This is a genomic window from Hafnia alvei, from assembly GCF_964063325.1.
Classification (GTDB): domain Bacteria; phylum Pseudomonadota; class Gammaproteobacteria; order Enterobacterales; family Enterobacteriaceae; genus Hafnia; species Hafnia alvei_B.
Genome location: NZ_OZ061315.1, coordinates 489,351 through 512,761 on the forward strand (window position 1 = coordinate 489,351; position 23,411 = coordinate 512,761).

General features: G+C 49.0%; 29 protein-coding genes. 18 read left to right on the forward strand and 11 right to left on the reverse strand.

Annotated features, from left to right (window positions below; genetic code table 11):
• Positions 1–1,161 carry a glutathionylspermidine synthase family protein gene (locus tag AB3Y96_RS02270; RefSeq protein ID WP_046458220.1) on the forward strand — a complete coding sequence of 387 codons (1,161 nt, stop codon included), beginning with the start codon at positions 1–3 and terminating at the stop codon, positions 1,159–1,161.
• Between the two features lie 267 nt (positions 1,162–1,428).
• Positions 1,429–1,587, forward strand: coding sequence for a Hok/Gef family protein (locus AB3Y96_RS02275; protein ID WP_025798685.1), 159 nt, complete (start codon positions 1,429–1,431; stop codon positions 1,585–1,587).
• Positions 1,588–1,761: 174 nt separating this feature from the next.
• On the opposite strand, the gene cadA is transcribed toward AB3Y96_RS02275, so the two are convergent.
• Entirely contained in the window at positions 1,762–3,981 is a 2,220-nt protein-coding gene (gene cadA, locus AB3Y96_RS02280) for a lysine decarboxylase (RefSeq protein ID WP_367298399.1), read from the reverse strand.
• Positions 3,982–4,085: 104 nt separating this feature from the next.
• Positions 4,086–5,414 carry a cadaverine/lysine antiporter gene (gene cadB, locus AB3Y96_RS02285; protein ID WP_072307850.1) on the reverse strand — a complete coding sequence of 443 codons (1,329 nt, stop codon included), beginning with the start codon at positions 5,412–5,414 and terminating at the stop codon, positions 4,086–4,088.
• 493 nt (positions 5,415–5,907) lie between these two features.
• Between cadB and AB3Y96_RS02290 the strand changes: the two genes are divergently transcribed.
• The 6 genes from AB3Y96_RS02290 to ruvX all read left to right on the forward strand — a co-directional run bounded on the left by AB3Y96_RS02290 (position 5,908) and on the right by ruvX (position 10,276).
• Positions 5,908–6,441 carry a SprT family zinc-dependent metalloprotease gene (locus tag AB3Y96_RS02290; protein ID WP_072307849.1) on the forward strand — a complete coding sequence of 178 codons (534 nt, stop codon included), beginning with the start codon at positions 5,908–5,910 and terminating at the stop codon, positions 6,439–6,441.
• Positions 6,442–6,570: 129 nt separating this feature from the next.
• Positions 6,571–7,281 carry a deoxyribonuclease I gene (endA, locus tag AB3Y96_RS02295; protein WP_072307848.1) on the forward strand — a complete coding sequence of 237 codons (711 nt, stop codon included), beginning with the start codon at positions 6,571–6,573 and terminating at the stop codon, positions 7,279–7,281.
• Between the two features lie 108 nt (positions 7,282–7,389).
• On the forward strand, positions 7,390–8,121 hold the full coding sequence (rsmE, locus tag AB3Y96_RS02300; RefSeq protein WP_072307847.1) for a 16S rRNA (uracil(1498)-N(3))-methyltransferase: 732 nt from the start codon (positions 7,390–7,392) through the stop codon (positions 8,119–8,121).
• A 9-nt stretch (positions 8,122–8,130) separates the two neighbouring features.
• The gene (gene gshB / locus AB3Y96_RS02305; RefSeq protein ID WP_040046342.1) at positions 8,131–9,084 is read left to right on the forward strand and encodes a glutathione synthase; all 954 of its coding nucleotides are present in this window, start codon (positions 8,131–8,133) and stop codon (positions 9,082–9,084) included.
• Positions 9,085–9,290: 206 nt separating this feature from the next.
• Positions 9,291–9,854 carry a YqgE/AlgH family protein gene (locus AB3Y96_RS02310; protein WP_072307845.1) on the forward strand — a complete coding sequence of 188 codons (564 nt, stop codon included), beginning with the start codon at positions 9,291–9,293 and terminating at the stop codon, positions 9,852–9,854.
• Positions 9,854–10,276, forward strand: coding sequence for a Holliday junction resolvase RuvX (ruvX, locus tag AB3Y96_RS02315; RefSeq protein WP_072307844.1), 423 nt, complete (start codon positions 9,854–9,856; stop codon positions 10,274–10,276). The genes AB3Y96_RS02310 and ruvX overlap by 1 nt, the downstream gene beginning before the upstream one ends.
• Positions 10,277–10,281: 5 nt before the next feature.
• On the opposite strand, the gene AB3Y96_RS02320 is transcribed toward ruvX, so the two are convergent.
• The 3 genes from AB3Y96_RS02320 to AB3Y96_RS02330 all read right to left on the reverse strand — a co-directional run bounded on the left by AB3Y96_RS02320 (position 10,282) and on the right by AB3Y96_RS02330 (position 11,861).
• Positions 10,282–10,536, reverse strand: a complete 255-nt coding sequence (locus AB3Y96_RS02320) for a Txe/YoeB family addiction module toxin (RefSeq protein ID WP_103008914.1) — start codon at positions 10,534–10,536, stop codon at positions 10,282–10,284.
• Positions 10,529–10,780 carry a type II toxin-antitoxin system Phd/YefM family antitoxin gene (locus AB3Y96_RS02325; protein WP_072307842.1) on the reverse strand — a complete coding sequence of 84 codons (252 nt, stop codon included), beginning with the start codon at positions 10,778–10,780 and terminating at the stop codon, positions 10,529–10,531. The genes AB3Y96_RS02320 and AB3Y96_RS02325 overlap by 8 nt, the downstream gene beginning before the upstream one ends.
• Positions 10,781–10,844: 64 nt before the next feature.
• Entirely contained in the window at positions 10,845–11,861 is a 1,017-nt protein-coding gene (locus AB3Y96_RS02330) for a type IV pilus twitching motility protein PilT (protein ID WP_367298400.1), read from the reverse strand.
• Between the two features lie 22 nt (positions 11,862–11,883).
• On the opposite strand from AB3Y96_RS02330, the gene AB3Y96_RS02335 reads away from it, so the two are divergent.
• The 5 genes from AB3Y96_RS02335 (at position 11,884) to hemW (ending at position 15,303) form a co-directional block, all read left to right on the forward strand.
• Entirely contained in the window at positions 11,884–12,597 is a 714-nt protein-coding gene (locus AB3Y96_RS02335) for a YggS family pyridoxal phosphate-dependent enzyme (RefSeq protein ID WP_072307840.1), read from the forward strand.
• Positions 12,598–12,670: 73 nt separating this feature from the next.
• Complete coding sequence (locus tag AB3Y96_RS02340) at positions 12,671–13,225, forward strand: YggT family protein (protein ID WP_072307839.1); 555 nt, start codon at positions 12,671–12,673, stop codon at positions 13,223–13,225.
• A gap of 5 nt (positions 13,226–13,230) precedes the next feature.
• Positions 13,231–13,533, forward strand: coding sequence for a DUF167 family protein YggU (yggU, locus tag AB3Y96_RS02345; RefSeq protein WP_072307838.1), 303 nt, complete (start codon positions 13,231–13,233; stop codon positions 13,531–13,533).
• Between the two features lie 53 nt (positions 13,534–13,586).
• Entirely contained in the window at positions 13,587–14,180 is a 594-nt protein-coding gene (gene rdgB / locus AB3Y96_RS02350; RefSeq protein ID WP_367298401.1) for an RdgB/HAM1 family non-canonical purine NTP pyrophosphatase, read from the forward strand.
• Positions 14,173–15,303: a radical SAM family heme chaperone HemW gene (gene hemW, locus AB3Y96_RS02355; protein ID WP_367298402.1), complete on the forward strand. Its 1,131-nt coding sequence runs from the start codon at positions 14,173–14,175 to the stop codon at positions 15,301–15,303. Before rdgB ends, hemW begins: the two co-directional genes overlap by 8 nt.
• A gap of 66 nt (positions 15,304–15,369) precedes the next feature.
• Here hemW and epmB read toward each other — a convergent pair whose 3' ends face one another.
• Positions 15,370–16,404 carry an EF-P beta-lysylation protein EpmB gene (gene epmB / locus AB3Y96_RS02360; RefSeq protein WP_367298403.1) on the reverse strand — a complete coding sequence of 345 codons (1,035 nt, stop codon included), beginning with the start codon at positions 16,402–16,404 and terminating at the stop codon, positions 15,370–15,372.
• A gap of 44 nt (positions 16,405–16,448) precedes the next feature.
• Here epmB and efp point away from each other — a divergent pair, with 44 nt between their 5' ends.
• The 4 genes from efp to sugE all read left to right on the forward strand — a co-directional run bounded on the left by efp (position 16,449) and on the right by sugE (position 17,959).
• Positions 16,449–17,015: an elongation factor P gene (efp, locus tag AB3Y96_RS02365; RefSeq protein ID WP_025798719.1), complete on the forward strand. Its 567-nt coding sequence runs from the start codon at positions 16,449–16,451 to the stop codon at positions 17,013–17,015.
• Positions 17,016–17,104: 89 nt separating this feature from the next.
• Entirely contained in the window at positions 17,105–17,236 is a 132-nt protein-coding gene (locus AB3Y96_RS02370; RefSeq protein ID WP_025798721.1) for an entericidin A/B family lipoprotein, read from the forward strand.
• A 95-nt stretch (positions 17,237–17,331) separates the two neighbouring features.
• On the forward strand, positions 17,332–17,463 hold the full coding sequence (locus AB3Y96_RS02375) for an entericidin A/B family lipoprotein (protein WP_008814834.1): 132 nt from the start codon (positions 17,332–17,334) through the stop codon (positions 17,461–17,463).
• A 178-nt stretch (positions 17,464–17,641) separates the two neighbouring features.
• Positions 17,642–17,959, forward strand: a complete 318-nt coding sequence (sugE, locus tag AB3Y96_RS02380; RefSeq protein ID WP_025798724.1) for a quaternary ammonium compound efflux SMR transporter SugE — start codon at positions 17,642–17,644, stop codon at positions 17,957–17,959.
• 30 nt (positions 17,960–17,989) lie between these two features.
• Here sugE and blc read toward each other — a convergent pair whose 3' ends face one another.
• The 5 genes from blc to frdA form a co-directional block, all read right to left on the reverse strand.
• Positions 17,990–18,538 carry an outer membrane lipoprotein Blc gene (gene blc / locus AB3Y96_RS02385; RefSeq protein ID WP_072307834.1) on the reverse strand — a complete coding sequence of 183 codons (549 nt, stop codon included), beginning with the start codon at positions 18,536–18,538 and terminating at the stop codon, positions 17,990–17,992.
• 109 nt (positions 18,539–18,647) lie between these two features.
• Positions 18,648–19,004, reverse strand: a complete 357-nt coding sequence (gene frdD, locus AB3Y96_RS02390) for a fumarate reductase subunit FrdD (protein ID WP_072307833.1) — start codon at positions 19,002–19,004, stop codon at positions 18,648–18,650.
• Between the two features lie 17 nt (positions 19,005–19,021).
• Entirely contained in the window at positions 19,022–19,420 is a 399-nt protein-coding gene (gene frdC / locus AB3Y96_RS02395; protein ID WP_040046331.1) for a fumarate reductase subunit FrdC, read from the reverse strand.
• Positions 19,421–19,434: 14 nt separating this feature from the next.
• Positions 19,435–20,169, reverse strand: coding sequence for a succinate dehydrogenase/fumarate reductase iron-sulfur subunit (locus AB3Y96_RS02400; RefSeq protein ID WP_025798733.1), 735 nt, complete (start codon positions 20,167–20,169; stop codon positions 19,435–19,437).
• Complete coding sequence (gene frdA / locus AB3Y96_RS02405) at positions 20,162–21,961, reverse strand: fumarate reductase (quinol) flavoprotein subunit (protein WP_040046330.1); 1,800 nt, start codon at positions 21,959–21,961, stop codon at positions 20,162–20,164. The genes AB3Y96_RS02400 and frdA overlap by 8 nt, the downstream gene beginning before the upstream one ends.
• A 418-nt stretch (positions 21,962–22,379) precedes the next feature.
• On the opposite strand from frdA, the gene epmA reads away from it, so the two are divergent.
• Positions 22,380–23,357, forward strand: coding sequence for an elongation factor P--(R)-beta-lysine ligase (epmA, locus tag AB3Y96_RS02410; protein ID WP_025798737.1), 978 nt, complete (start codon positions 22,380–22,382; stop codon positions 23,355–23,357).
• Positions 23,358–23,411 lie beyond the last annotated feature (54 nt).

Genomic DNA, 23,411 nt, shown 5'->3' on the forward strand with positions numbered 1-23,411 from the left:
ATGAAACGTGTACCTATTAGTGAGCGTCCGGACTGGCGCGAAAAGGCCACCGAGTACGGTTTCCAATTTCATACCATGTATGGCGAACCCTACTGGTGTGAAGATGCGTTTTATCAGTTCAGCTTGGCACAGGTTGAAGAACTAGAAGAGACCACGGCCGAACTGCATCAGATGTGTTTGAAGGTGGTTGAGAAGGTTATCGCCAGCGATGAGCTGATGACGAAATTCCAAATTCCTAAACACGTTTGGGAGTTTGTTCGTAGCTCTTGGCGCACTCAGCAGCCTTCTCTGTATTCTCGTCTGGATTTGGCCTATGACGGCGTGAATCCGGCTAAGCTGTTGGAAAACAATGCAGATACGCCAACGTCGCTGTATGAATCAGCGTTTTTCCAATGGATTTGGCTTGAAGATCAAATCGCTGCTGGAAAACTTCCGCAGAACGCAGACCAGTTTAATAGCCTGCAAGAAAAGCTTATCGAACGCTTTACCGAGCTGAGAGAAGCGCACGGTTTCGGTTTGTTACACATGGCGTGCTGTCAGGACACCGAGGAAGATCGCGGTACTGTTCAGTATCTGCAAGATTGTGCGCATGAAGCAGGTTTAGCCACCGAGTTTGTGTTTATTGAAGACATTGGCTTGGGCGAGCGCGGTCAGTTCACGGACACGCAGGATCAGGTGATTAGCAACCTGTTCAAACTGTATCCGTGGGAGTTCATGCTGCGCGAGATTTTCTCAACCAAGTTGGAAGATGCCGGCGTGCGTTGGTTAGAACCCGCATGGAAAAGCATCATCTCTAACAAAGCGCTGCTGCCGATGCTGTGGGAGATGTTCCCTAATCATCCAAACTTGCTACCTGCCTACTTTGCCGATGGTAATCAGCCAGAGCTTGATCACTACGTGGTTAAACCGTTGTTTTCTCGCGAAGGCGCGAATATTCGCATCGTCGAAAACGGTAAAGAAGTGGCAAGCGTTGATGGCCCTTATGGCGAAGAAGGGATGATCATTCAGCAGTTTCATCCGTTACCAAAATTTGGCGACAGCTATGTGCTGATCGGTAGTTGGCTGGTGAACGATCAACCTGCAGGGATGGGCATTCGTGAAGATCGCAGCCTGATCACGCAGGATCTGTCACGTTACTATCCGCATGTGATTGTGGACTGAGTCTGGCTGCCTGCTGCGTGATATCTGCGAAGCGTTTTGCAGTTATGCACGTAACTCTGATGTAACGGCAATATACGCGCGATAGATAAGCATTGTTTGGATAGAATCACGGCGGGTGCTTGAGGCTTTTTGCCTTGAGCATGAAATGTGTGGTGAGGCAGAAAGTAAAAGCCCCAGGTCAATTTACATTAACCTGAGGCAATCCTAACCACATCTGAACAATGTGAGGATAGCCTCTTCAATGCAGCAATGCAATTGGAGGCTTTGATGTCGCGCAAGCTGTTGCTTTACGGATTAATAGTGATGTGTTTTACGCTATTGATCTTTACCTGGATGGTACGTGGCTCGCTGTGTGAGCTACGCATTAAGCAGGGAAAAACAGAAGTTGCCGCGTTCTTAAACTACGAAGATAAGCACGCGTTGTAACGGCAATATGTAACGGCAATATGTAACGGCAAAATCAGACTGGGATGGTGCCTAACCTTCCCAGTCTTCTCAAATTGTTTTCATGCATGGTTGGCTCTCAGGCACCCGCTTTATCCCCATTATGGCTAGATATCAATCCTTCAGGGGATAAGCGTTACCTGTATCTTCTCGCCGTTATGATTTCTTAGCCGCTGATGGTTTTTTCCCCGGCGCTTTCTTCACCGTATCACTCGGTTTATCACCCGGCTCATCTGCGCCTTGTTTCAGCACCACGACCATGTATTTCCCTGTTGCTCCGTCACGATGAACACCGTGAATATCCGTTTCAAAGCCCGGATAGTGTGCGCCTATTTCACATAGCATCTGTAAGAAGCTCAGAACTGGACGGCTTTCCTTAGTGAGCATTTCTCCCGGCATAACCACCGGAACACCCGGAGGATACGGCAGGATCATGTTGGCGCTGACTTTCCCTAACATATCATCCAAGGCACATGGCTCAATGTTGCCACGCACCTCTTCTTGGAACGCATCGTGAGGCGTCATCACCAGCTTTGGTAATACCTCGAATGCGCGATACATCAGGTCTGGTAGATTGTGGTGTTTCACCAGAGCATGAATCCCCTGAGCCAGTTCCTGAATCCGCATCTCTTTATAGAAATCAGGCGCTTCGTTGTAGAGCGATGGCAACACGTTCTTCACGCGCAGATTGAGGTCATACACGCGTTTAAAGTCGGTTAATGCCCGCAGCAAGCTGAGCGCCTTGGTTTTATCGATCCCAATGCTAAACAGGAACAGTAGGTTATACGGCCCCGTTTTTTCCACGATAATGCCGTGCTCATCCAGATATTTCGACACGATCGACGCCGGTATCCCTTCATCTTCCAGAGTGCCATTTGGGCTTAAACCTGGGGTCAGAAGAGTGACTTTGATCGGATCCAGATACATATGATCGTTGTCGATATTCGGGAATCCATGCCATTCATTACGTGGGTTTAGCGGCCAGCAAGCGACTTCATCAATGTTATCTGGCTGCCATACATCAAAGAACCAGCCATCAGATTCAGTTCGTAAGCGGCGAATTTCTTTACGGAAACGGATCGCGCGTTCAATTGAGCCATTAATTAAGCGCTTACCGGCGTTGCCTCTCATCATGGCTGCTGCGGTTTCCGTCGATGCAACGATCCCGTAATGCGGCGATGTAGAAGTATGCATCATATAGGCTTCATTGAAGGTTTCTTCGTTGATCTCACCTTTCACGTGGATCATCGATGCCTGAGAGAATGCCGCCAGTAGTTTATGTGTGGACTGGGTTTCGTAAATGATCTTACCCGGCACGCGTTCACCGCTCATTCCTGCTTTGCCTTGGTAAATTGGATGGAAATTGGTGTAAGGCACCCACGCTGAATCGAAGTGAATCGACTTAACATCGAGCGTTTTTTTGATGTATTCAGTGTTGTAGAACAGGCCATCATAGGTGGAGTTAGTGACTACCGCATGCACGGGCCATGTCGCATTTGGTGTATTTTTCACTTTCTCTTCGATGCTAGCGCGGGTGAATTCGCTCTGCGGTATCCCGCCTAAAATGCCATAGGCGTTACGAGTTGGGCGCAGATAGATAGGAACAACGTTGCTCATCATCATCAAATGCGTCAATGACTTATGACAGTTGCGGTCGATAAGGATAGTGGCACCGGCTGGAGATGAATACATCCCAACGATTTTATTCGCGGTTGAGGTACCGTTGGTCACGATATAGCTGCGATCGGCGTTAAACGTGCGCGCAATATACTCTTCAGCATCACGGTGTGGGCCGCTATGATCGAGCAGTGAACCGAGTTCAGATACGGATATTGAAATATCCGAACGCATGGTGTTCTCACCAAAGAAATCATAGAACAAACTACCGACAGGGCTTTTATCAAATGCTGTTCCGCCCATATGCCCCGGCGTACAGAACGTATATTTCTCTTCTTTAACGTATTTAAATAGCGCCTTGGTCAGCGGCGGAAGAATGGTATCAATATACTGGTCAGTGCTTTGGCGGATTTTGGTCGCAATATCTTGTGCGCTGCCTAATGCATATTCAAAGAAGCGAACGTTGAGGCGCAGGTCGCTCATGCTGACGTCTAACGTTGAATAGGTGTTGGCAAAGGCATAAATCGGCAGCAGTTTGTTGAGCTCGCTGATTTCAGCGCTGAGTTCGAGGTTATATTTATCCCAGTCGAAAATAACGCCACACAGGCGGGAGTTGTTTTCAATCAGCTTCAGTAGATCGTTGCGGTCTTTAGGATAAGCAATGCGGAAGCCTTCCTTTTCCAGCTCTTGATGCAGCTCGCGCAGGGGTTCTTCCTTAAAGTAAGCGCTTAAATCGTTCATGATGGCAATGATATTCATGCAAAACTCTCCAGACTTCTGTGGGCTGGGTTATTAGCACAGAGGCGAAATTCATCCTCTGTGCTGTGTGCTGTTAACAACTTGCGGGTTACTGATTAAGTGTATTAAGACTGATTATCCGTTGGCGTGGTTAAATTATCTTGGTTTCTACCCATCTTACGAGAGTAGAACATCAGGATGACCAGGCTGATAATGAAGGTTCCCGCCAATTCGAAGGAGTTGGCACCCATTAGGGCGATAAAGCAGAATACGCAGCCCAGTACAGATGCGATCAAGCTGAGGATGTTTTTCAGGTTTGCACCGTCAAAACGGATCAGGTCGATACAGGAGTAGAAGTACGGCAGCATGGTTAGCAGTACGGCGATCCCCGTCAGCTCACCAAACAGATCCGATGCTTTACCGCCGCTGGCGTTCATCACCGTAATCAGCACCATCAATACTGTCATTTTAATTGCGGCTAAGAACAGGCCTTTTCTTGGAATGCCGTCTTTATCCATTTCACCGTAAACTTTCGGGAAGTTGCCGTCATGCGCGGCGCGAGCGCCTGCCTGACCGACCAGCATCATCCATGAGCCTAAAGACGTTAAACAGGCGAATGCGGTAAATGCAGACACTACCGGCCCTGCCCAGCTACCCACCATGGTGGAAGCACTGATTGCAAACGGTGCGCCTGATGCCGCCATTTGTGACGCAGGGTACATTCCGGCGATAACCTGAGTCGCGGCGATATACACGATACCCGCAAGGAATGTTCCTAACATGGTAGCGATGGGGACGTTACGTTTTGGGTTTTCTACCATACCGGTACTCACCGCGGCAGATTCGACGCCGATAAAGGCCCACAGACATAGCAGAATACTTTTAATGACGGCGTGATAATCGGTGCCCCCAGAGGTATTCCAGTTCGCCTGATAGGTTCCCATATCAAACCAATACCAACCTGCAACACCGGTACCGATAACGGGAATAAGCACTAACACTAAGCCAATCGTAGTTAAGCGACTGACCCAAGCGCCGCCGAGCATATTGACGAAGGTAAAGATCCAAACAATGGCGATACAGGCGATACCCGCTGGTATCGGATTGTTGAACATTGGGAAAAAGGTAGAAAGGTAAGAAACGGCGGTGATGCCGATAGCGAGGTTACCAATCCAGTTAGCATGGTAATACAGCACACCGGTCTGGAAACCGAAGGCTGGCCCAATTTCACCTGCATAGGCGATAGGACCACCTTCCTGTGGGTTTTTGGTTGCGAGTCGGGCATAAACGTAAGCCAATGAAATTGCACCGATCAGCGCGACAACCCAACCAATAATTGCGATAGAACCTAAGCTTGCAAGGTTAGCGGGGAGCAATGCAATCCCGCTTCCCATCATATTACCGGCAACAACACCGGTGCAGGCAATGAGGCCAATTTTCTTTGCAGATGCCATAAACTGCCACTCCCATAATAATTATTAAGCTCGACCAATAGACGTAATCTTATTGCGTCAATTGCTTAGCAATACTCACCACGAAAATAAGTATAGGTAAGAATTCATATTTTGCAGCAGCACTAATCCTTATGGTGGCTTATTTTTTATTAAACAAATTCAATGTGATATATGCCAGTAGCATAAGTGTGGAATAATTCAATATGACCTATGATACATAAATAGTGTTATCTATCAGTAAGGTGCAAATTATTTTTGTGTCAATGAAAATGATTAATTTATGAAAAACAATAAACTAACTGATGAATGTTAATTTATATAAATTCGTAAATTAGCCTTATCAATTAAGCTGGTTTAATCTAACCCAAGATTTGAAAATAAATTAAATGGTAATTATTTATTAATATCATTAGGAATATTGTTATAAATAATAAATTCTGCCCGGTTTTTAATTGCAGTTGCGAGCGACTCTTTCTCTGATTATCCTATCGGCATGACACAACGTTCCCCTATCTCCCGACGAATTCCTATTGCTCAGCAACAGGCCGTGATGCAGTGCTTACGTCATGCGTTGGCGCAGGCTAATGCACAGCTAAAAACACAATACCCTGAGCCCAAAATCAGCTATCAACAGCGCGGTACCACGGCGGGAACCGCGTGGCTGCAAGATTGGGAGATCCGCCTAAACCCCGTTTTGTTACTCGAGAACGGACAGGAATTCATCGATGAAGTTGTGCCACATGAACTGGCGCATCTCTTGGTCTATAAGCAGTTTGGCAAAGTGGCCCCTCATGGCCGTGAATGGCAGTGGATGATGGGGCATGTGCTTGGTATTGAACCGCGTCGGACACACAAATTTGGCGTTGAGACGGTGAGTGGAAAAACGTATCCCTACCGCTGTGGTTGCCAACTTCATCAGTTGACCGTGCGCCGCCACAATAAAGTAATGCGGAAAGAATCGGAATATCGCTGCCGTCAGTGCGGGCAAGTATTAAGCTTCAGTCCTGGCTCGATTTCTGAGCATTAAAAATTTCCCAAAGTGTTTAATAAGCACTCAAATCCTCATTTATTAACAATTTAATTCCATCAATGTTTGCGTGGCTAAGGCGGATTGTCTACCCTGCGGCCTTTTCCATATCAATGTTGTTTTTGGAATATGCTTCGCAAAATTTCATACGCGCTGACGTTTTCAGCACTTCTGGCTTATCCACTTTTGGGACAGGCGCAAAAAATCAATAATTTCACTCAGGCCAAAGCGGCTGCGGTTAAAGTGAATCAGGATGCTCCTGGCTCGTTCTACTGCGGCTGCCAAATTGAGTGGCAAGGAAAAAAGGGCACCCCCGATCTGGAAAGTTGCGGGTATCAGGCGCGTAAAAATCAGAATCGCGCCTCACGTATTGAGTGGGAACACGTGATGCCTGCGTGGCAGTTTGGCCATCAAATGCAGTGCTGGCAGGATGGTGGGCGTAAAAACTGTGCAAAAATACCGCAATACGTAAAGATCGAAACCGATCTGCATAACTTGCAGCCTGCTGTGGGAGAGGTGAACGGCGATCGTAATAATTTCATGTATAGCCAATGGCGCGGTGGCGAAGGGCAGTATGGGCAATGCCCGATGAAAGTTGATTTCAAAAACAAACAGGCAGAACCCCCCGCACGCGCCCGTGGGGCTATTGCCAGAACCTATTTCTATATGCGCGATCGGTACAGCATTCGTTTGTCTAAACAACAAACCCAGCTGTTTGACGTCTGGAATCGCCAATATCCTGTCACCGAGTGGGAGTGCACGCGCGATCGGCGAATTGCCAACATGCAGGGCAATCATAATCCTTATGTTCAGCAGGCCTGTGAGGCTTCCAAAGGCTGAGCGTTAGGCGTTTGTCGGTTCCCACTCCAGCCTTTATAATCCCACCTATATTTTTAACAGCGCCGCATTGTGGCGCTTATTTCATCATTCATAAGGATGATCTACTTCATGCGTATTCCTCGTATTTATCACCCTGAACGCCTTGATGCGCCTTGCGAAATTGATCTTAGCGAAGATGCTGCGAATCATGTGGGACGAGTTCTGCGCATGAGCGAAGGGCATGAGATTCAATTATTTGATGGTAGTAACCAGATTTTCACCGCGCATATTATTTCGGCCAGCAAGAAGAATGTTCGGGTGAGCGTACAGGCTGGTGTGATAGACGACCGTGAGTCGCCGCTGCATTTGCATTTGGGGCAGGTGATTTCACGTGGTGAAAAGATGGAATTCACCATTCAAAAATCCATTGAGTTAGGTGCCAGTATTATTACTCCGCTAATTTCTGAGCGCTGCGGCGTTAAGTTGGACGCCGAGCGTATGGCTAAAAAACTGGGGCAGTGGCAAAAAATTGCGATTGCTGCCTGCGAGCAGTGTGGGCGGAATGTGATCCCTGAAGTTCGTCCAACGATGCTGTTAGAGCAGTGGTGCGCTGAAGAGGATGATTCCCTGAAGCTGAATTTGCATCCGCGTGCTAATGCGAGTATCAACACATTACCGCTGCCCGTTGAACGCGTACGTTTGCTGATTGGCCCAGAAGGTGGATTATCTGCCGATGAAATTGCCATGACCGCAGGCTACCAATTTACTGATATTCTGTTAGGACCTCGTGTATTACGCACAGAGACCACCGCGCTGACAGCCATAACCGCACTTCAGGTTCGCTTTGGCGATTTAGGCTAGGAGAAAAGAATGATTAAGCTTGGCATAGTGATGGACCCGATTTCTTCCATCAACATCAAAAAAGACACCAGCTTTGCGATGCTGCTAGAAGCACAGCGCCGTGGCTACGAACTGCACTACATGGAAATGAACGATCTTTACATGTACGTGGGGGAAGGGCGTGCGCGTACTCAATTGCTGAGTGTGAAAGAAGATAAAGCGGGTTGGTATGAGTTCCACGGCGAACAGGATATTGCGCTGTCCGATCTCGATGTTATTTTGATGCGTAAAGATCCTCCGTTTGATACCGAGTTTATTTATGCCACTTATATCCTTGAGCGTGCAGAAGATAAAGGTACCCTGATCGTCAACAAGCCGCAGAGCCTGCGCGACTGTAACGAAAAGCTGTTTACCGCATGGTTTGCCGATTTAACGCCAGATACTTTGGTCACGCGCAAAGCGGAACACATTCGTGAATTCTATGCCAAGCACGGTGACATTATCTTGAAACCGCTCGACGGCATGGGCGGTGCATCGATTTTCCGCGTAAAAGCGGAAGATCCAAATCTGTCGGTAATCATTGAAACGCTGACCGAGCACAGCAGCCGTTTCTGCATGGCACAGAACTTTCTCCCTGCGATCAAAGACGGTGACAAACGCGTGCTGGTTGTGGACGGTGAGCCGGTTCCTTACTGCTTGGCGCGTATTCCAAAAAGCGGCGAAACCCGTGGTAACTTGGCTGCTGGTGGACGTGGCGAAGCGCGCCCATTGACAGAAAGTGACTGGGCGATTGCGCGCAAAGTAGCGCCGGTACTGAAAGAGAAAGGCCTCATCTTTGTTGGCCTGGATATTATCGGCGATCGCCTGACCGAAATTAACGTCACTAGCCCTACCTGTGCGCGTGAGATTGAAGCCGCATTCCCTGATGTGTCCGTGACTGGCATGCTGATGGATGCGATTGAAAAGCGCATCGGTAAGAAGTAATTTTTGCCCCCTACCTGCTTGCTCGATATATGTTTGATCGCGCTTGCAGGTAGGGGTTATCTCCCGTGACATCCAGCCAAAAAATTCGCATACTGAAATTTCAGGATGAAATCACTATGCCCCTGTACCTCAAAGGTCGGCGGGTATATTCACTGAATACTCTTCAGTGAACACATAAACAAATACAGCGAGTTGAAGCCACGACGATGAATTTAGCGCATCATTTTCTTATAGCTATGCCTTCTATGCAGGACAGCCGATTCAAACGTTCCGTTATCTATGTGTGTGAGCACAATAAAGACGGCGCGATGGGTTTAGTCATCAATAAACCACTGGAACAGCTCACTCTGGGATCCCTATTGGAAAAGCTAAAAATCACGCCAGAGCCAAGAGACGAGAAAATTCGGCTGGATAAACCGGTCATGTACGGCGGCCCGTTGGCTGAAGATCGTGGTTTTGTGCTACATACACCACAGCCAAATTTCGGCTCCAGCGTCGCCATTTCCGCTGAATGCATGATGACAACCTCTCGCGATGTGCTGGAAACGCTGGGGACTCAAGAGCAACCAAAAGATGTTTTGGTCTCATTAGGTTATTGCAGCTGGGAGGCGGGGCAGTTGGAACAAGAACTGCTGGATAATGCGTGGCTAACCGTTGAAGCCGATGCTCACATCCTATTCCATACGCCAATTTCAGAACGCTGGGTCAGCGCGGCAAAAAAACTGGGCGTCGATATTCGCAATATGGCCACTTCAGCAGGACACGCGTGATGGGTAACAGAACAATTATCGCTTTCGATTTTGGCACTAAAAGTATTGGTGCTGCGATTGGACAAGAGATTACAGGTACAGCGCGGCCACTGGCTTCGTTTAAGGCGAATGAAGGTTCGCCTGACTGGACAAAAATTGAGAAAATTTTAAAGGAGTGGCAGCCAGATCTCGTGGTGGTTGGGCTACCTCTTAATATGGACGGTACTGAACAACTGGTCACCGCTCAGGCACGAAAATTTGCTAATCGCATTCACGGTCGTTTTGGTGTGCAAATTGCCCTACACGATGAACGCTTAAGCACTGTTGAAGCGCGATCGCATCTTTTTGCCGGTGGCGGCTATCGGGCGTTGGATAAAGGCAGCGTCGACGCAGCCTCTGCGGTGATTATCCTTGAAAGCTGGTTTGATCAGCAGGCGGGATGAGCTGATTAATAATGGTAGCGACAGGACAGGATGATCATCCTGTCTTGTTCTACCCGATAAATGAGCCGGTGTTCTTCATTAATTCTGCGTGACCAATAACCCGATAGATGATGTTTTAAAGGCTCTGGTTTACCAATGCCTGTGAACGGGCTCCTTTCGATTTCTTTAATCAATTCATTGATACGTTTAATAAAACGTTTGTCATTTTCCTGCCAGAAAACATAATCAGCCCAAGACTCATCCGTGAAGAATTTATTCATCCAGCACCTTCTTTTCTAGAGCCTTGGCGCTAGCTTGTGCCAATGATTTAAGCAGGTGTTCAGCATTCGCGGGTGAGCGCATTAAATAAGCGGTTTCCATGAGGCTGGAATACTCTTTGCTAGACATCAAAACGCAGTCTTCACCATTTTGACGGGTGATCAGTATGGGCGTGCAGTCCTGAATAGTTTGATCCATGACTGAGGCTAAAGTGGCTCGAGCCGCTGAGTAGGTGATATTGCGCATAAAAATCTCCTGACCGGAAAGTGACAATGTACAACTATATTGTACATTGTCCTTAGTGAGCAGGTTAGTGGTCATGGTCATTTTTTATCCTTCCTAGTATTCCCTGTGCGTTTAAGCGAGCCATGTCCTGCTCAAAACTTAACATTCCTTGTCTCTGTCCCGTTTGTAGGACGGTGGCGATCTGGTGCGCTTTATCTTCACGGATTAAGTTACTGACGGCAGGGGTATTGAGCAGAAATTCAAACGCTGCAACTCTTCCCCCGTCATGCTTGGGCAAAAGCTGCTGTGCCAGCACCGCTTGCAGGCTGCCTGCAATTTGGGTGCGTACAAAATTTTTCTCTTCGGTGGGAAAAACATCAATCAGCCGTTCTACCGCCTGTGCGGCACCTCGCGTGTGCAGCGTCGCTAATACCAAATGCCCAGTTTCTGCTGCCGTGAGGGCTAGACGAATGGATTCTGCATCGCGTAATTCACCCAGCAATATGACATCGGGATCCTCTCGCAACGCGGCGCGTAGCGCTTGGTTGAAGCTCGGAACATGAGAGCCGATTTCACGCTGCTGGATCAGCGATTGCTGCGGGATATGAATAAACTCCAAGGGGTCTTCAAGCGTAATAATGTGCCATGGGTGATGGTGGTTTATATGGTTAAGCATAGCGGCAAGCGTTGTGGATTTGCCGCTGCCGGTCGCACCGCAAACCAAGATGAGCCCAGAACCAGCCTCAAGAAGATTAGGCAGCGCCGTTGGTGTCGATAAATCATGCAGCGTCGGTATCGTATTTGGGATAATGCGTAGAGCCAACGAAGGGCCATGTAATTGCTGGAAAGCATTGACTCTGAGCCGGACGCCCCCATGTAGATTTAAGGCGAAATCTACCTGATGTTGCTGTCGCCATAAAGTATCGGCCTCGGTGGGCAGATGCATCGCGAGCCAAGAGTCAATCTGGCGGGACGTAAGTGGCTCTGCTTCAACCGTCTGCAGCGCACCGTCGATACGAAGAACGGGTGGATATCCAGCGCAAAGATGCAGATCTGATGCGTTTTGCTTTACACTACGAACCAATAAATCACAAAAATCCATTTAACCTCCTGAGCCAAAAATTATGAATAGCACTATCCAACAAAATTTAGAGGCCGTCAGGAGCCGTATCAGCGCTGCGGCTCAGGATTGCGGCAGGTCTCCAGAAGAAGTTACGTTACTTGCAGTCAGTAAAACTAAGCCTGTGAGCGCCATCGAAGAAGCGATGGCCGCTGGGCAAAGAGTCTTTGGTGAAAACTACGTGCAGGAAGGGGTGAGCAAAATCCAGCATTTTGCACAGACACCTCACGGTGCGGAGTTGGAGTGGCACTTCATTGGCCCACTGCAATCAAATAAAAGTCGCTTAGTTGCGGAGCATTTTGATTGGATCCATACCATCGATCGTGTGAAAATTGCTCAGCGTCTAAGCGAGCAGCGCCCAGCGGAATGCGCGCCGTTGAATGTGCTGATCCAAATTAATATCAGTGACGAAAGTAGCAAATCAGGTATTGAGCTGAGCGAACTTGATGCGCTAGCTGCGCAGGTTGCTGAAATGCCAAATCTTCGTCTACGTGGTTTGATGGCCATTCCTGCACCAGAAGAAGATCCTGCGAAGCAAAAAGCGGTGTTTGAACAGATGAAACAGGCATTTTTGGCTGTTAAAACGCAGTACCCGCATATCGATACCCTATCGATGGGGATGACCCACGATATGGCGGCTGCGATTACCGCTGGTAGTACGCTTGTTCGTATTGGTACCGCTATTTTTGGCGCCCGTGATTACGGTACAACTTCATAATAATTATCAGTTAATAGGCTGATTATTTTAATTTTCTTACTTACCTTACCATTTAACGGATAAAGGGTTTTTCATGCTAACACTGACTTTCTTGGTCAAAACTGTCATTGACCTTTACGTCATGATTTTATTGCTGCGGATCTGGATGCAATGGGCACGCACTGATTTTTATAATCCGCTGTCGCAGTTTATTGTGAAGGTGACTCAGCCAATTGTAGGGCCGCTGCGTCGCGTAATTCCTTCACTGGGGCCGATTGATTCGTCTTCGCTGCTGGTGGCATTTTTGCTGATGACGATTAAATATCCGTTGTTGTTGCTGATCCAAAGCGGAGAGATCTCACTAAGCCCGTACAACCTGCTATTTGGTCTGATTTCCGTTATTAAATCCGCGGGCTATCTGGTGTTCTGGGTGATTATTATCCGTTCTATCATGAGCTGGATCAGCCAAGGCCGCAGTCCAATGGATTATGTTTTGATGCAGCTGACCGAGCCGTTGATGTCGCCGATACGTCGTTTTATTCCTGCGATGGGCGGCTTAGATTTTTCAGCCATGGTTGTGATCTTGGTGCTGTACATGCTGAATTACCTCGGCATGGATCTGTTGGGGCAACTCTGGTTCTTGCTGTGAGTGGAATGAGTACAGACGCAGTAAAGTTCGAGAATGATGCGTTGGTTTTACGCCTTTATATTCAGCCTAAAGCCAGCCGCGACCAGATTGTTGGGCTACATGGTGAAGAACTTAAAGTCGCCATTACCGCACCGCCAGTGGATGGTCAGGCTAATGCCCATCTGCAAAAATTTATCGCCAAACAGTTTCGGGTCGCTAAAAGTCAGGTCGTTATTGAGAAAGGTGAGTTGGGCCGGCATAAGCAGGTTCGCATTAACCAGCCCCAAAAAATTCCTGATGTGATCTCTGCACTGTGCTCCCCTGAATAATTGTTTTTCTACCGGCAGGCGTTAGCCTGCCGGTGCTATATATAGGATTTATCATGCAAAAAGTGGTACTAGCGACGGGAAATGTAGGCAAAGTGCGTGAGTTGGCAAGTTTGCTGGCAGACTTTGGGTTAGACGTTGTGGCGCAAACTGAATTGGGCGTGGAGTCTGCTGAAGAAACGGGCCTGACTTTTATTGAGAACGCGATTCTAAAAGCTCGCCACGCTGCGCAGATCACGGGGTTGCCTGCCATTGCTGACGATTCCGGTTTAGCGGTGGACGCTTTGGGCGGAGCTCCAGGGATCTATTCCGCGCGTTATGCGGGTGAAGATGCTAGCGATCGCCAGAATCTCGAGAAACTGCTGGTGGCGCTGAAAGATGTTCCCGAAGGCCAACGTCAGGCGCGGTTCCACTGCGTATTAGTTTATTTGCGTCATGCTGAAGATCCTACGCCGCTGGTATGCCACGGTAGCTGGGCGGGCGAAATCAGTTTTGCGCCATCAGGCGACGGTGGCTTCGGCTACGACCCTATTTTCCATGTTCCTGAATTAGGTTGTTCTGCGGCGCAGCTCAGTAAAGAGCAGAAAATTGCGGTTTCGCATCGTGGTAAAGCATTGAAGCTGCTGCTGGAAGCAATGCACAATGCTTAAGTTGCCCCCGCTTAGCCTCTATATACATATCCCGTGGTGTGTGCAGAAATGCCCATACTGCGATTTTAACTCTCACGCTCAGAAAGGCGATATTCCTTCAACGGAATATGTCGACCATTTGTTGGCTGATTTAGATGCTGATGTGGCGCTAACCTCAGGGCGCGAAATTGGCACTATCTTTATCGGTGGTGGAACGCCAAGCCTGCTGAGCGCTGAGGGTATGCAGCGGTTGATGGATGGCGTGCGTGCGCGTTTACCGGTTGCGGCCAATGCGGAAGTGACTATGGAGGCGAATCCCGGCACCGTTGAGGCCGATCGCTTCAGCGCCTACCAGAGAGCCGGCATCAATCGCATTTCGATTGGTGTGCAAAGCTTTAGCGCAGAGAAGTTAACGCGGTTAGGGCGCATTCACGGGCCTGAAGAGGCCAAACGCGCGGCACATCTGGCACAGAGTTTAGGACTACGCAGCTTTAATCTCGATTTGATGCATGGTTTACCAGACCAGTCATTGGAAGAGGCGCTTGATGATTTACACCAGGCGATTGAACTGAATCCGCCGCATCTGTCGTGGTATCAACTCACGATTGAGCCAAACACGCTGTTTGGTTCGCGTCCGCCGAAATTACCGGATGACGACGCGCTATGGGACATTTTCCAGCGCGGTGATGAGCTGCTACGCGCGGCAGGGTATCAGCAATACGAAACTTCGGCCTACGCCAAGCCGGGTTATCAGTGCCAGCATAATTTGAACTACTGGCGCTTTGGCGACTATCTGGGGATTGGCTGCGGAGCGCATGGCAAGGTGACATTCGAAGACGGCCGTATTTTACGCACGGCGAAAACACGTCATCCGCGCGGTTATATGCAAGGACGCTACCTCGATAAACAGCATGAAGTGGAGAACGACGATCGTCCGTTCGAATTCTTTATGAACCGCTTTAGATTGCTTGAGCCGACGCCGCGTGCAGAGTTCCAACTGTACACTGGTCTTGGCGAAGAGGTGATTCGTGCTCAGCTTGATGAAGCACTGGCACAGAATTATATCGTAGAAACCGATGAGTACTGGCAGATTACCGAGCACGGCAAACTATTTTTGAATTCGTTGCTAGAGCTGTTTTTGTAACGTTCTTATCTCACTGTCCCCAGATTGCCCTCCTCTTTTTTGGGGAGGGCAGGGGTAGGTTTCAGATCAACGTTGGCGCAAGCCTAAATCAATGGTTGTTTTACTTGGCTCACCGCCGATTTCACGGGTGAGTTTCGGCACCATATAGCCTGAGACTTTCGTCATCAGTTCACGCATGATCAGCCGTGCTTCATCATCTGACACCATAAAATGCGCCGCACCTTGTACTCGGTCGAGGACATGCAGGTAATAAGGCATAATCCCCGCGTCAAACAGCGCATTACTCAGCTTAGCCAGCGTATCGGCGTTATCATTCACTCCGCGCAGCAAAACGCCCTGATTGAGAAGCGTGACGCTGGCGCGTTTGAGGCGTGTCATGGCATCGCAAAACTTTGAGTCAATTTCATTGGCATGGTTAATGTGAGTCACCAGTAGAATCTGCAAGCGTGACTGAGAAAAACGTTGGGTCAGCGCTTCGGTGATTCGAGCAGGGATAACCACCGGCAAGCGGCTATGGATGCGTAGCCGTTTAATATGCGGAATGGTTTCTATCTCGTCGAGCAACCAAGCCAACTCATGATCTTTCGCCATCAACGGATCGCCGCCGGAGAAAATGATTTCATCCAGTTCAGGCTGTTGGCGAATATACTCTAGGGCCTGGCGCCAGTTGGCTTTGTTTCCCTGATTATCCTGATAGGGAAAGTGACGGCGGAAGCAATAACGACAGTTAACCGCACAGCCACCTTTGACCAACAGCAACGCTCGGTTAATATATTTATGCAGCAGTCCTGGCACGGCGATGGCGTCGTTTTGTTCTTCCAGCGGGTCAGTCGAATAGCCCGGCGTGACGATAAATTCGTTGGCGGACGTCATGACCTGAAGGAGGAGCGGATCGTTCGGATCGCCCTTTTTCATGCGCCGAGCGAAGGCGTAAGGAACGCGCAGGGCGAAAAGACGCCGCGCATCGTGACCTTTTTGCCATTCAGGGCTGTCAGAAAGTGCTAAATATTCAAGCAATTCTGCCGGTTCAGTAATAACATCGGCAAGTTGTTGCAGCCAATCTTCTCTAGACTGCGTATTTTGAGTTACAATATGTGCCATTTTTTTGGCTAAGCTACCAGTTATAAATAATTCAGAGGGCCTTTATGGCGACTTATTCTAGCAACGATTTCCGTCCCGGTCTTAAAATCATGTTCGAGGGCGAGCCTTATGCAGTAGAAAGCAGCGAGTTCGTTAAACCAGGTAAAGGCCAAGCCTTTGCTCGCGTTAAAATGCGTCGCCTGCTGACCGGCACCCGTGTTGAAAAAACCTTTAAATCTACTGACTCCGCAGAAGGCGCGGACGTTGTCGACTTGAACCTGACTTACCTGTACAACGACGGTGAGTTCTATCATTTCATGAACAACGAAACCTTCGAGCAGCTGGCTGCCGATGAGAAAGCCATCGGCGATAACGCTAAATGGATGCTGGATCAGGCAGAGTGTATCGTAACTCTGTGGAACGGCCGTCCAATTCAGGTTACTCCTCCAAACTTCGTAGAGCTGGAAATCGTTGATACCGATCCAGGTCTGAAAGGTGATACCGCAGGTACCGGCGGTAAACCTGCAACCCTGAGCACTGGCGCAGTGGTTAAAGTTCCATTGTTCGTACAGATCGGCGAAGTGATCAAAGTTGACACCCGCTCTGGCGAATATGTTTCTCGCGTTAAGTAATTGCGAAGAAAGCTAATTTGTTTTAAAAAAGCCGCGTATAACGCGGTTTTTTTTTACCCAAATGGCTCGCATGAGGAACACGGATAAATATGATAAAGAAAATCGTTGTGTTGGCATTGATGGTGAGTGCGTTAGCGGCTTTGAGCGGTTGCAACACCGCCCGCGGATTTGGTGAGGACGTGCAGCATCTCGGTGGCGCGATTTCACGGGTTGCGAGCTAATTAATTAAGCGCGGTGATGTTTTTTCGCCTACTGCTGATTTCTTGTCTACGCTTAGAAGGCATTACTTTTAAAATCGCAGATAAGGAAGATAGCAATGATTAAGAAAAGCATCGCATTAGTATGTTCTCTGTTAGTTCTTGCCGCTCTGGCTGGCTGTAATACCACTCGTGGTGCGGGTGAAGATGTAGAGGCCGGTGGTCAGGCGATTCAGCGCGCCGCACAGTAGCTTTTATTAGTCATACGCAAGGGCGTTGTCTTGTTGCCTACGCCCTGATATTTCCTCTTCTTAACTTTTTCTCAAAATCATCGTATTCTAACCACGCTTCACCATTCAAAAAACTGCGCAGGACGACCTGTGTACGTATCTTAATTCGGGGACGACCCCATCGTTGTGGATAAATCGCATGTCTTGGATCATTCTGATGGTCGCTGGTCTCTTGGAAGTTGTTTGGGCAATTGGCCTAAAATATACCCATGGTTTTTCTCGTTTAACGCCGAGCATTATTACTATTGCTGCCATGGTAGTGAGTATGGTGCTGCTGGCGCATGCGATGAAAACTTTACCGGCAGGCACCGCTTATGCCGTGTGGACGGGAATTGGCGCAGTAGGGGCGGCAATTATGGGGATTGTGCTGCTGGGGGAATCAGCGAGCTTGCCGAGAATTATCAGCTTGTGCCTGATCGTTATCGGGATACTGGGGTTGAAATTCAGTAGCCAATAATCTTAGCCTCGCTCGCGTTACAGCTCGCCTCTATCGAGGCGGGCTCATATCGATAGGTGATTGATTCACCCAAATTAAATCCTGAGTTTTAAATCCATAGCGCTGGGCGGTTGCCAGTAGCTTTTGCTTCACGCTGTCATCTAGGGTAGGCGTACGCGCCAGTATCCATAGATAGTTCTTATTAGGTCCGCAAATTAGCGCATAGCGATATTCGCTATCCAACTCAATCACGTTGTAACCGCCGTAAAATGGGCCGAAGAAAGAAACCTTGAGCGAAGCAATGTTCGGTGACTGAACGAAATAAGCCTTGCCGATACTCTCCTTCCATTGGTGTTTTTCAGCGTTAAATCCACGATTAACGACCTTTACACCGCCATCTTCACGCATGCTGTAATGCGCCGTGACGTGATCTAATCCCTGTTCAAAAGGATGATTTAGCCGGGCAATTTCATACCAGTTGCCGAGATAGCGGGGCAATTGAAAGTCGCTGACGACGGTAACGTCAGGCGGTGGCTTAGTACTACAGCCAACGGAGAGCAGTGCTGTAAGAACAGCGGCAATGCGAGACCAAACAGGCATAACGGCTCCTTTTCAAATGGATACCGTTAAAGTGTAGACCCGATCGTGGAAATCTAACCAATAAAAAAGCCTCCCAAGAGGAGGCTTTCATAGTCAGCGAAATGGCTAATTACAGCGTGAATACGCCGATCAGCGCAACCACGCTTAGAATCGCTGCTAAACCGTAGAATACCCACTTACCCGCAGGTACGTGGATTTTCAGGTCATGCATCATGTGATGCATACGGTGCAGACCACACCACAGCGGCAGAATGATCATCAGCAGCCAGAAAATACGGCCAATGAAGCTCTGGCTGAAGCTCAGCGCACGTTCGAAAGTCAGTGCATCTGGGAACCAGCCCAGAGGCAGCATGATGCCAACGATCAGAATTACGACGGGCGCAATGATTGCCCCCCACATGCCGCCTGCACCAAATAGCCCCCAGAAAACCGGCTCGTCAGAACGTTTGTATACTTTATTATCCACAATGTTCTCCTTTACGGTTATAGCAGGGTAACGGCCAAAATGACCACAGTCGCAATGATGGTCACCACCCAAAGGGCTTTGATCACCGGACCAGGGCCCATTTTCGTGTCACCAACCACGATATTGGCCGCTTTTGGAGCAAGCTCAAACCAGGTTTTGGTATGAAGTGCAGCCAGAAGCAATGAGATGATGTTCAGGATCAGTACCAGTGGGTTCTGTAAGAAAGCGACAAAGCTTTCCCAGCCAGCAGCGCCGTCTTTCATGGAGAAAATTCCATAAATCAGCACGATGCTGAACCATACGTTGCCCAGAGCAGAGCTCTCACGCAGCATATAGAACTTGTAGAAACCGAGTTTCTGCCACCAGTTAGCCTGCATGCCACGCACATAAGGTTTGCGTTTAGTTGAAGTCGTCATTGATTCATCCTCCCTTATTGCGGTTTCAGCATCGCGATCATGAAGTCTTTCGCACTTTCAACTTTGCCTTGCTGGATAGCTGCGGCTGGGTCGACGTGTTTTGGACAAACTTCTGAGCAATAACCGACGAAGGTACAAGTCCAAACGCCGTTATCGGAGTTCAGAACAGGCATACGCTCTTTCTTCCCGTGGTCACGGGTATCCAGATTGTAACGGTGTGCCAGAGTGATAGCGGCTGGGCCGATGAACTCAGGATTCAGACCAAACTGTGGGCATGCTGCGTAGCACAGACCACAGTTAATGCAGCCGGAGAACTGATGGTATTTTTCCATCTGAGCTGGGGTCTGCAGGTTGGTGCCGTCTTCTGGTTTACGGTTGTTACCGATGATGTATGGCTTAATGGCTTCCAGACTTTCGATAAAGTGAGTCATATCGACCACCAGATCGCGTTCTACTGGGAAGTTGCCTAACGCTTCAACGCGCATACCGGTTGGGTAGTCACGCAGGAAGGTTTTACACGCCAGCTTAGGCACGCGGTCAACCATCATGCCGCAAGAGCCACAGATTGCCATACGGCAAGACCAGCGGTAAGACAGGTCAGCAGCCAGATTATCTTTGATGTAGCCTAACGCATCCAGCAGGGAAGTCGTTTCGTCATACGGGACGTCATACGTCACGAAATGCGGCTCGGCATCCTGTTCTGGGTTATAGCGCATGACTTCCATTTTTAAGATTTTCATCTCAGCCATTCGCTTGCTCCTTATTCTTTGCATCCTGAGCTTCTGCTTCAGCACCGTATACACGTTTCGCTGGTTGCAGTTTGGTAATTTTCACGTCGCTGTATTCAATGCGCGGGGCGAGACCATCGGCATTTTTGAATGTCAGGGTGTGCTTCAGGAAGTTAACGTCATCACGCTCGGTGCAACCTTCATCCAGACGCTGATGCGCGCCACGGGATTCTTTACGGTTGATTGCCGCATGAGCCATACATTCAGCCACGTTCAGGCCGTGACCCAATTCGATGGTGTACAGTAGGTCGGTATTGAAGACGCTAGAGTTATCGGTAATTTTGACGCGTTTGAAACGTTCTTTCAGTTCGGCCAATTTATCAACGGTTTTCTGCATCAGGTCAGTAGTACGGTAGATACCACAGCCTTCTTCCATTGACATACCCATCTCGTCACGGATTTTCGCCCAGCTTTCAGTACCTTCCTGATTAGCCAGCGCGTGCAGACGTGCTTCAACGTCTTTTGCCTGTGCATCTAGCGCGCTGCCGTTAGCCGGAGTCGCTTCCTGTGAGCGCTGAACAGCGTGTTCGCCCGCAACGCGGCCAAATACCACCAGCTCTGCCAGAGAGTTAGAACCCAGACGGTTTGCACCGTGCAGACCAACAGAAGAACATTCACCCACGGCGAATAGACCCTGAATGCGGGTTTCGCAGGTCTGGTTGGTTTCAATACCACCCATGGTGTAGTGCGCAGTTGGACGAACTGGGATCGGCTCTTTAACCGGATCGACGCCCACGTAAGCTTTAGACAGCTCACAGATGAACGGCAGACGCTCCAGCAGTTTTTTCTCACCCAGATGACGCAGGTCCAGATAGACCACATCGCCGCGCGGAGTAGAGATGGTGCGACCTGCGCGCCACTCGTGCCAGAATGCCTGAGAAACTTTGTCGCGTGGACCCAGTTCCATGTATTTGTTTTTTGGTTCGCCGAGTGGGGTTTCAGGGCCCATTCCGTAGTCTTGCAGATAGCGATAGCCATCTTTGTTGACCAGAATACCACCTTCGCCACGACAGCCTTCAGTCATCAGGATCCCTGAACCCGGCAGGCCGGTTGGGTGATACTGAACAAATTCCATATCGCGTAAAGGAATACCGTGATCTAACGCCATGCCCATACCGTCGCCGGTCACGATGCCGCCATTGGTGTTGTAGCGATACACACGGCCTGCACCGCCTGTTGCCATAACCACGGCGTTTGCACGGATCTGAACCAGAGTACCTTCCATCATATTCATGGCAACAAGGCCGCGTGCTTTGCCTTCGTCGACCAGAATGTCGAGAACGAAGTGCTCATCAAAGCGCTGAATCTGTGGATATTTTAAGGAAGTTTGGAAAAGAGTGTGCAGCATATGGAAGCCGGTTTTATCCGCGGCGAACCATGTACGCTCAATCTTCATCCCGCCAAAACGGCGAACGTTAACGGAACCGTCAGGTTTACGGCTCCAAGGGCAACCCCATTGCTCAAGCTGAGCCATTTCGCGAGGACAGTTATGGACGAAATGATCCACCACATCCTGTTCACAAAGCCAGTCACCACCAGCAACGGTATCGTTGAAATGGTAGTCGTATGAGTCGTGAGCCTGAGTAACGGCCGCTGATCCGCCTTCTGCGGCCACGGTGTGGCTACGCATTGGATATACTTTAGAGATAAGCGCGATCTTCAGTTGAGGGTTGGCTTCCGCTGCTGCAATTGCTGCACGTAAACCAGCACCCCCTGCCCCGACGATGGCAAGGTCTGCGTTAAAGGTTTGCACTGCATTCCTCCGGGTGATCAATTGTCAATATCAATTAAAATGAATAACCATTCCAAATGTCGCACTAAAGAGAAGTAGTAGCAGATATTCAAACAGTTGCTCTCTTTTAGTACGCATCGGGAATGGCTAGGATTTATAAGTTCAAGTGATGAAATTATACCTAAAACGAAGTAGTAGAAACTTGATGTGATCGATTGTTTTGCTGTTTTTCCTAATAACCGTAGTACAAAAATGTGATATCAGCGCTATTTTTGCCTGTTCTCGTGGTTTTTATTTATTTTATGTTCTTTTTAAAGAATATAGAGCAGCCAATAGTTTTGCCTAGTGGTTATTAGCTCACTCAGTGAGCGCCAATGGTTTGTCTGCCTGCGATGATGCGGGTAGACTGCACATCCTGTTTTATAGCGGAGTAATTATCATGAGCGAAACGGCAAGCTGGCAGCCAAGTGCCCCTATCGCCAATTTGTTGAAGCGCGCGACAATCGTGTCCACCATTCGCCGATTTTTCTCGGACCGCGGTGTTCTTGAAGTCGACACGCCTGCGATGAGTCAGGCCACGGTAACGGACATTCATCTTGTGCCATTCCAAACCCACTTTGTGGGCCCTGGTGCGGCGCAGGGCATGACGCTATACATGATGACCAGCCCGGAATACCACATGAAGCGCCTGTTAGCTGCAGGCAGTGGTCCTATCTATCAGCTCGGAAAAAGCTTCCGCAATGAAGAGTCAGGTCGACATCATAATCCTGAATTCAGCATGCTGGAGTGGTATCGCCCACACTACGACATGTACCGTTTAATGAATGAAGTCGACGATCTTCTGCAACAGGTATTGGAATGCGACAGCGCCGAAACGCTGTCCTATCAGCAGGCGTTTATTCGTCATTTGGATATGGATCCGCTTTCTGCCGATAAAGTACAGCTGCGTGAAGTTGCGGCGAAGCTCGATCTGAGCAACGTGGCCGATCAAGAAGAAGATCGCGATACGCTGCTACAGCTGCTGTTTACCTTTGGCGTGGAGCCGAATATTGGCCGTGATAAGCCAACGTTTGTGTATCATTTCCCTGCCTCGCAGGCTTCTTTAGCACAAATCAGCACCGAAGATCACCGTGTGGCAGAGCGTTTTGAGGTCTATTACAAAGGCATCGAACTGGCGAATGGTTTCCATGAGTTAACGGATGCACGCGAGCAGCGTATGCGCTTTGAACAAGATAACCGTAAACGCGCTGCAATGGGTTTGCCAGAGCATCCACTGGATGAGAATCTGCTGGCGGCACTAGAGCACGGTTTGCCGGATTGCTCGGGTGTCGCACTTGGCGTTGATCGATTGATTATGCTGGCGCTTAAAGCAGAACGGTTAAGTGAAGTGATTGCGTTTCCGGTGGATAGGGCGTAGGTAATTTTGGCTCAAGCCACGCTGCCTTGCATTTAGAATCTTTTATGTGAGAGC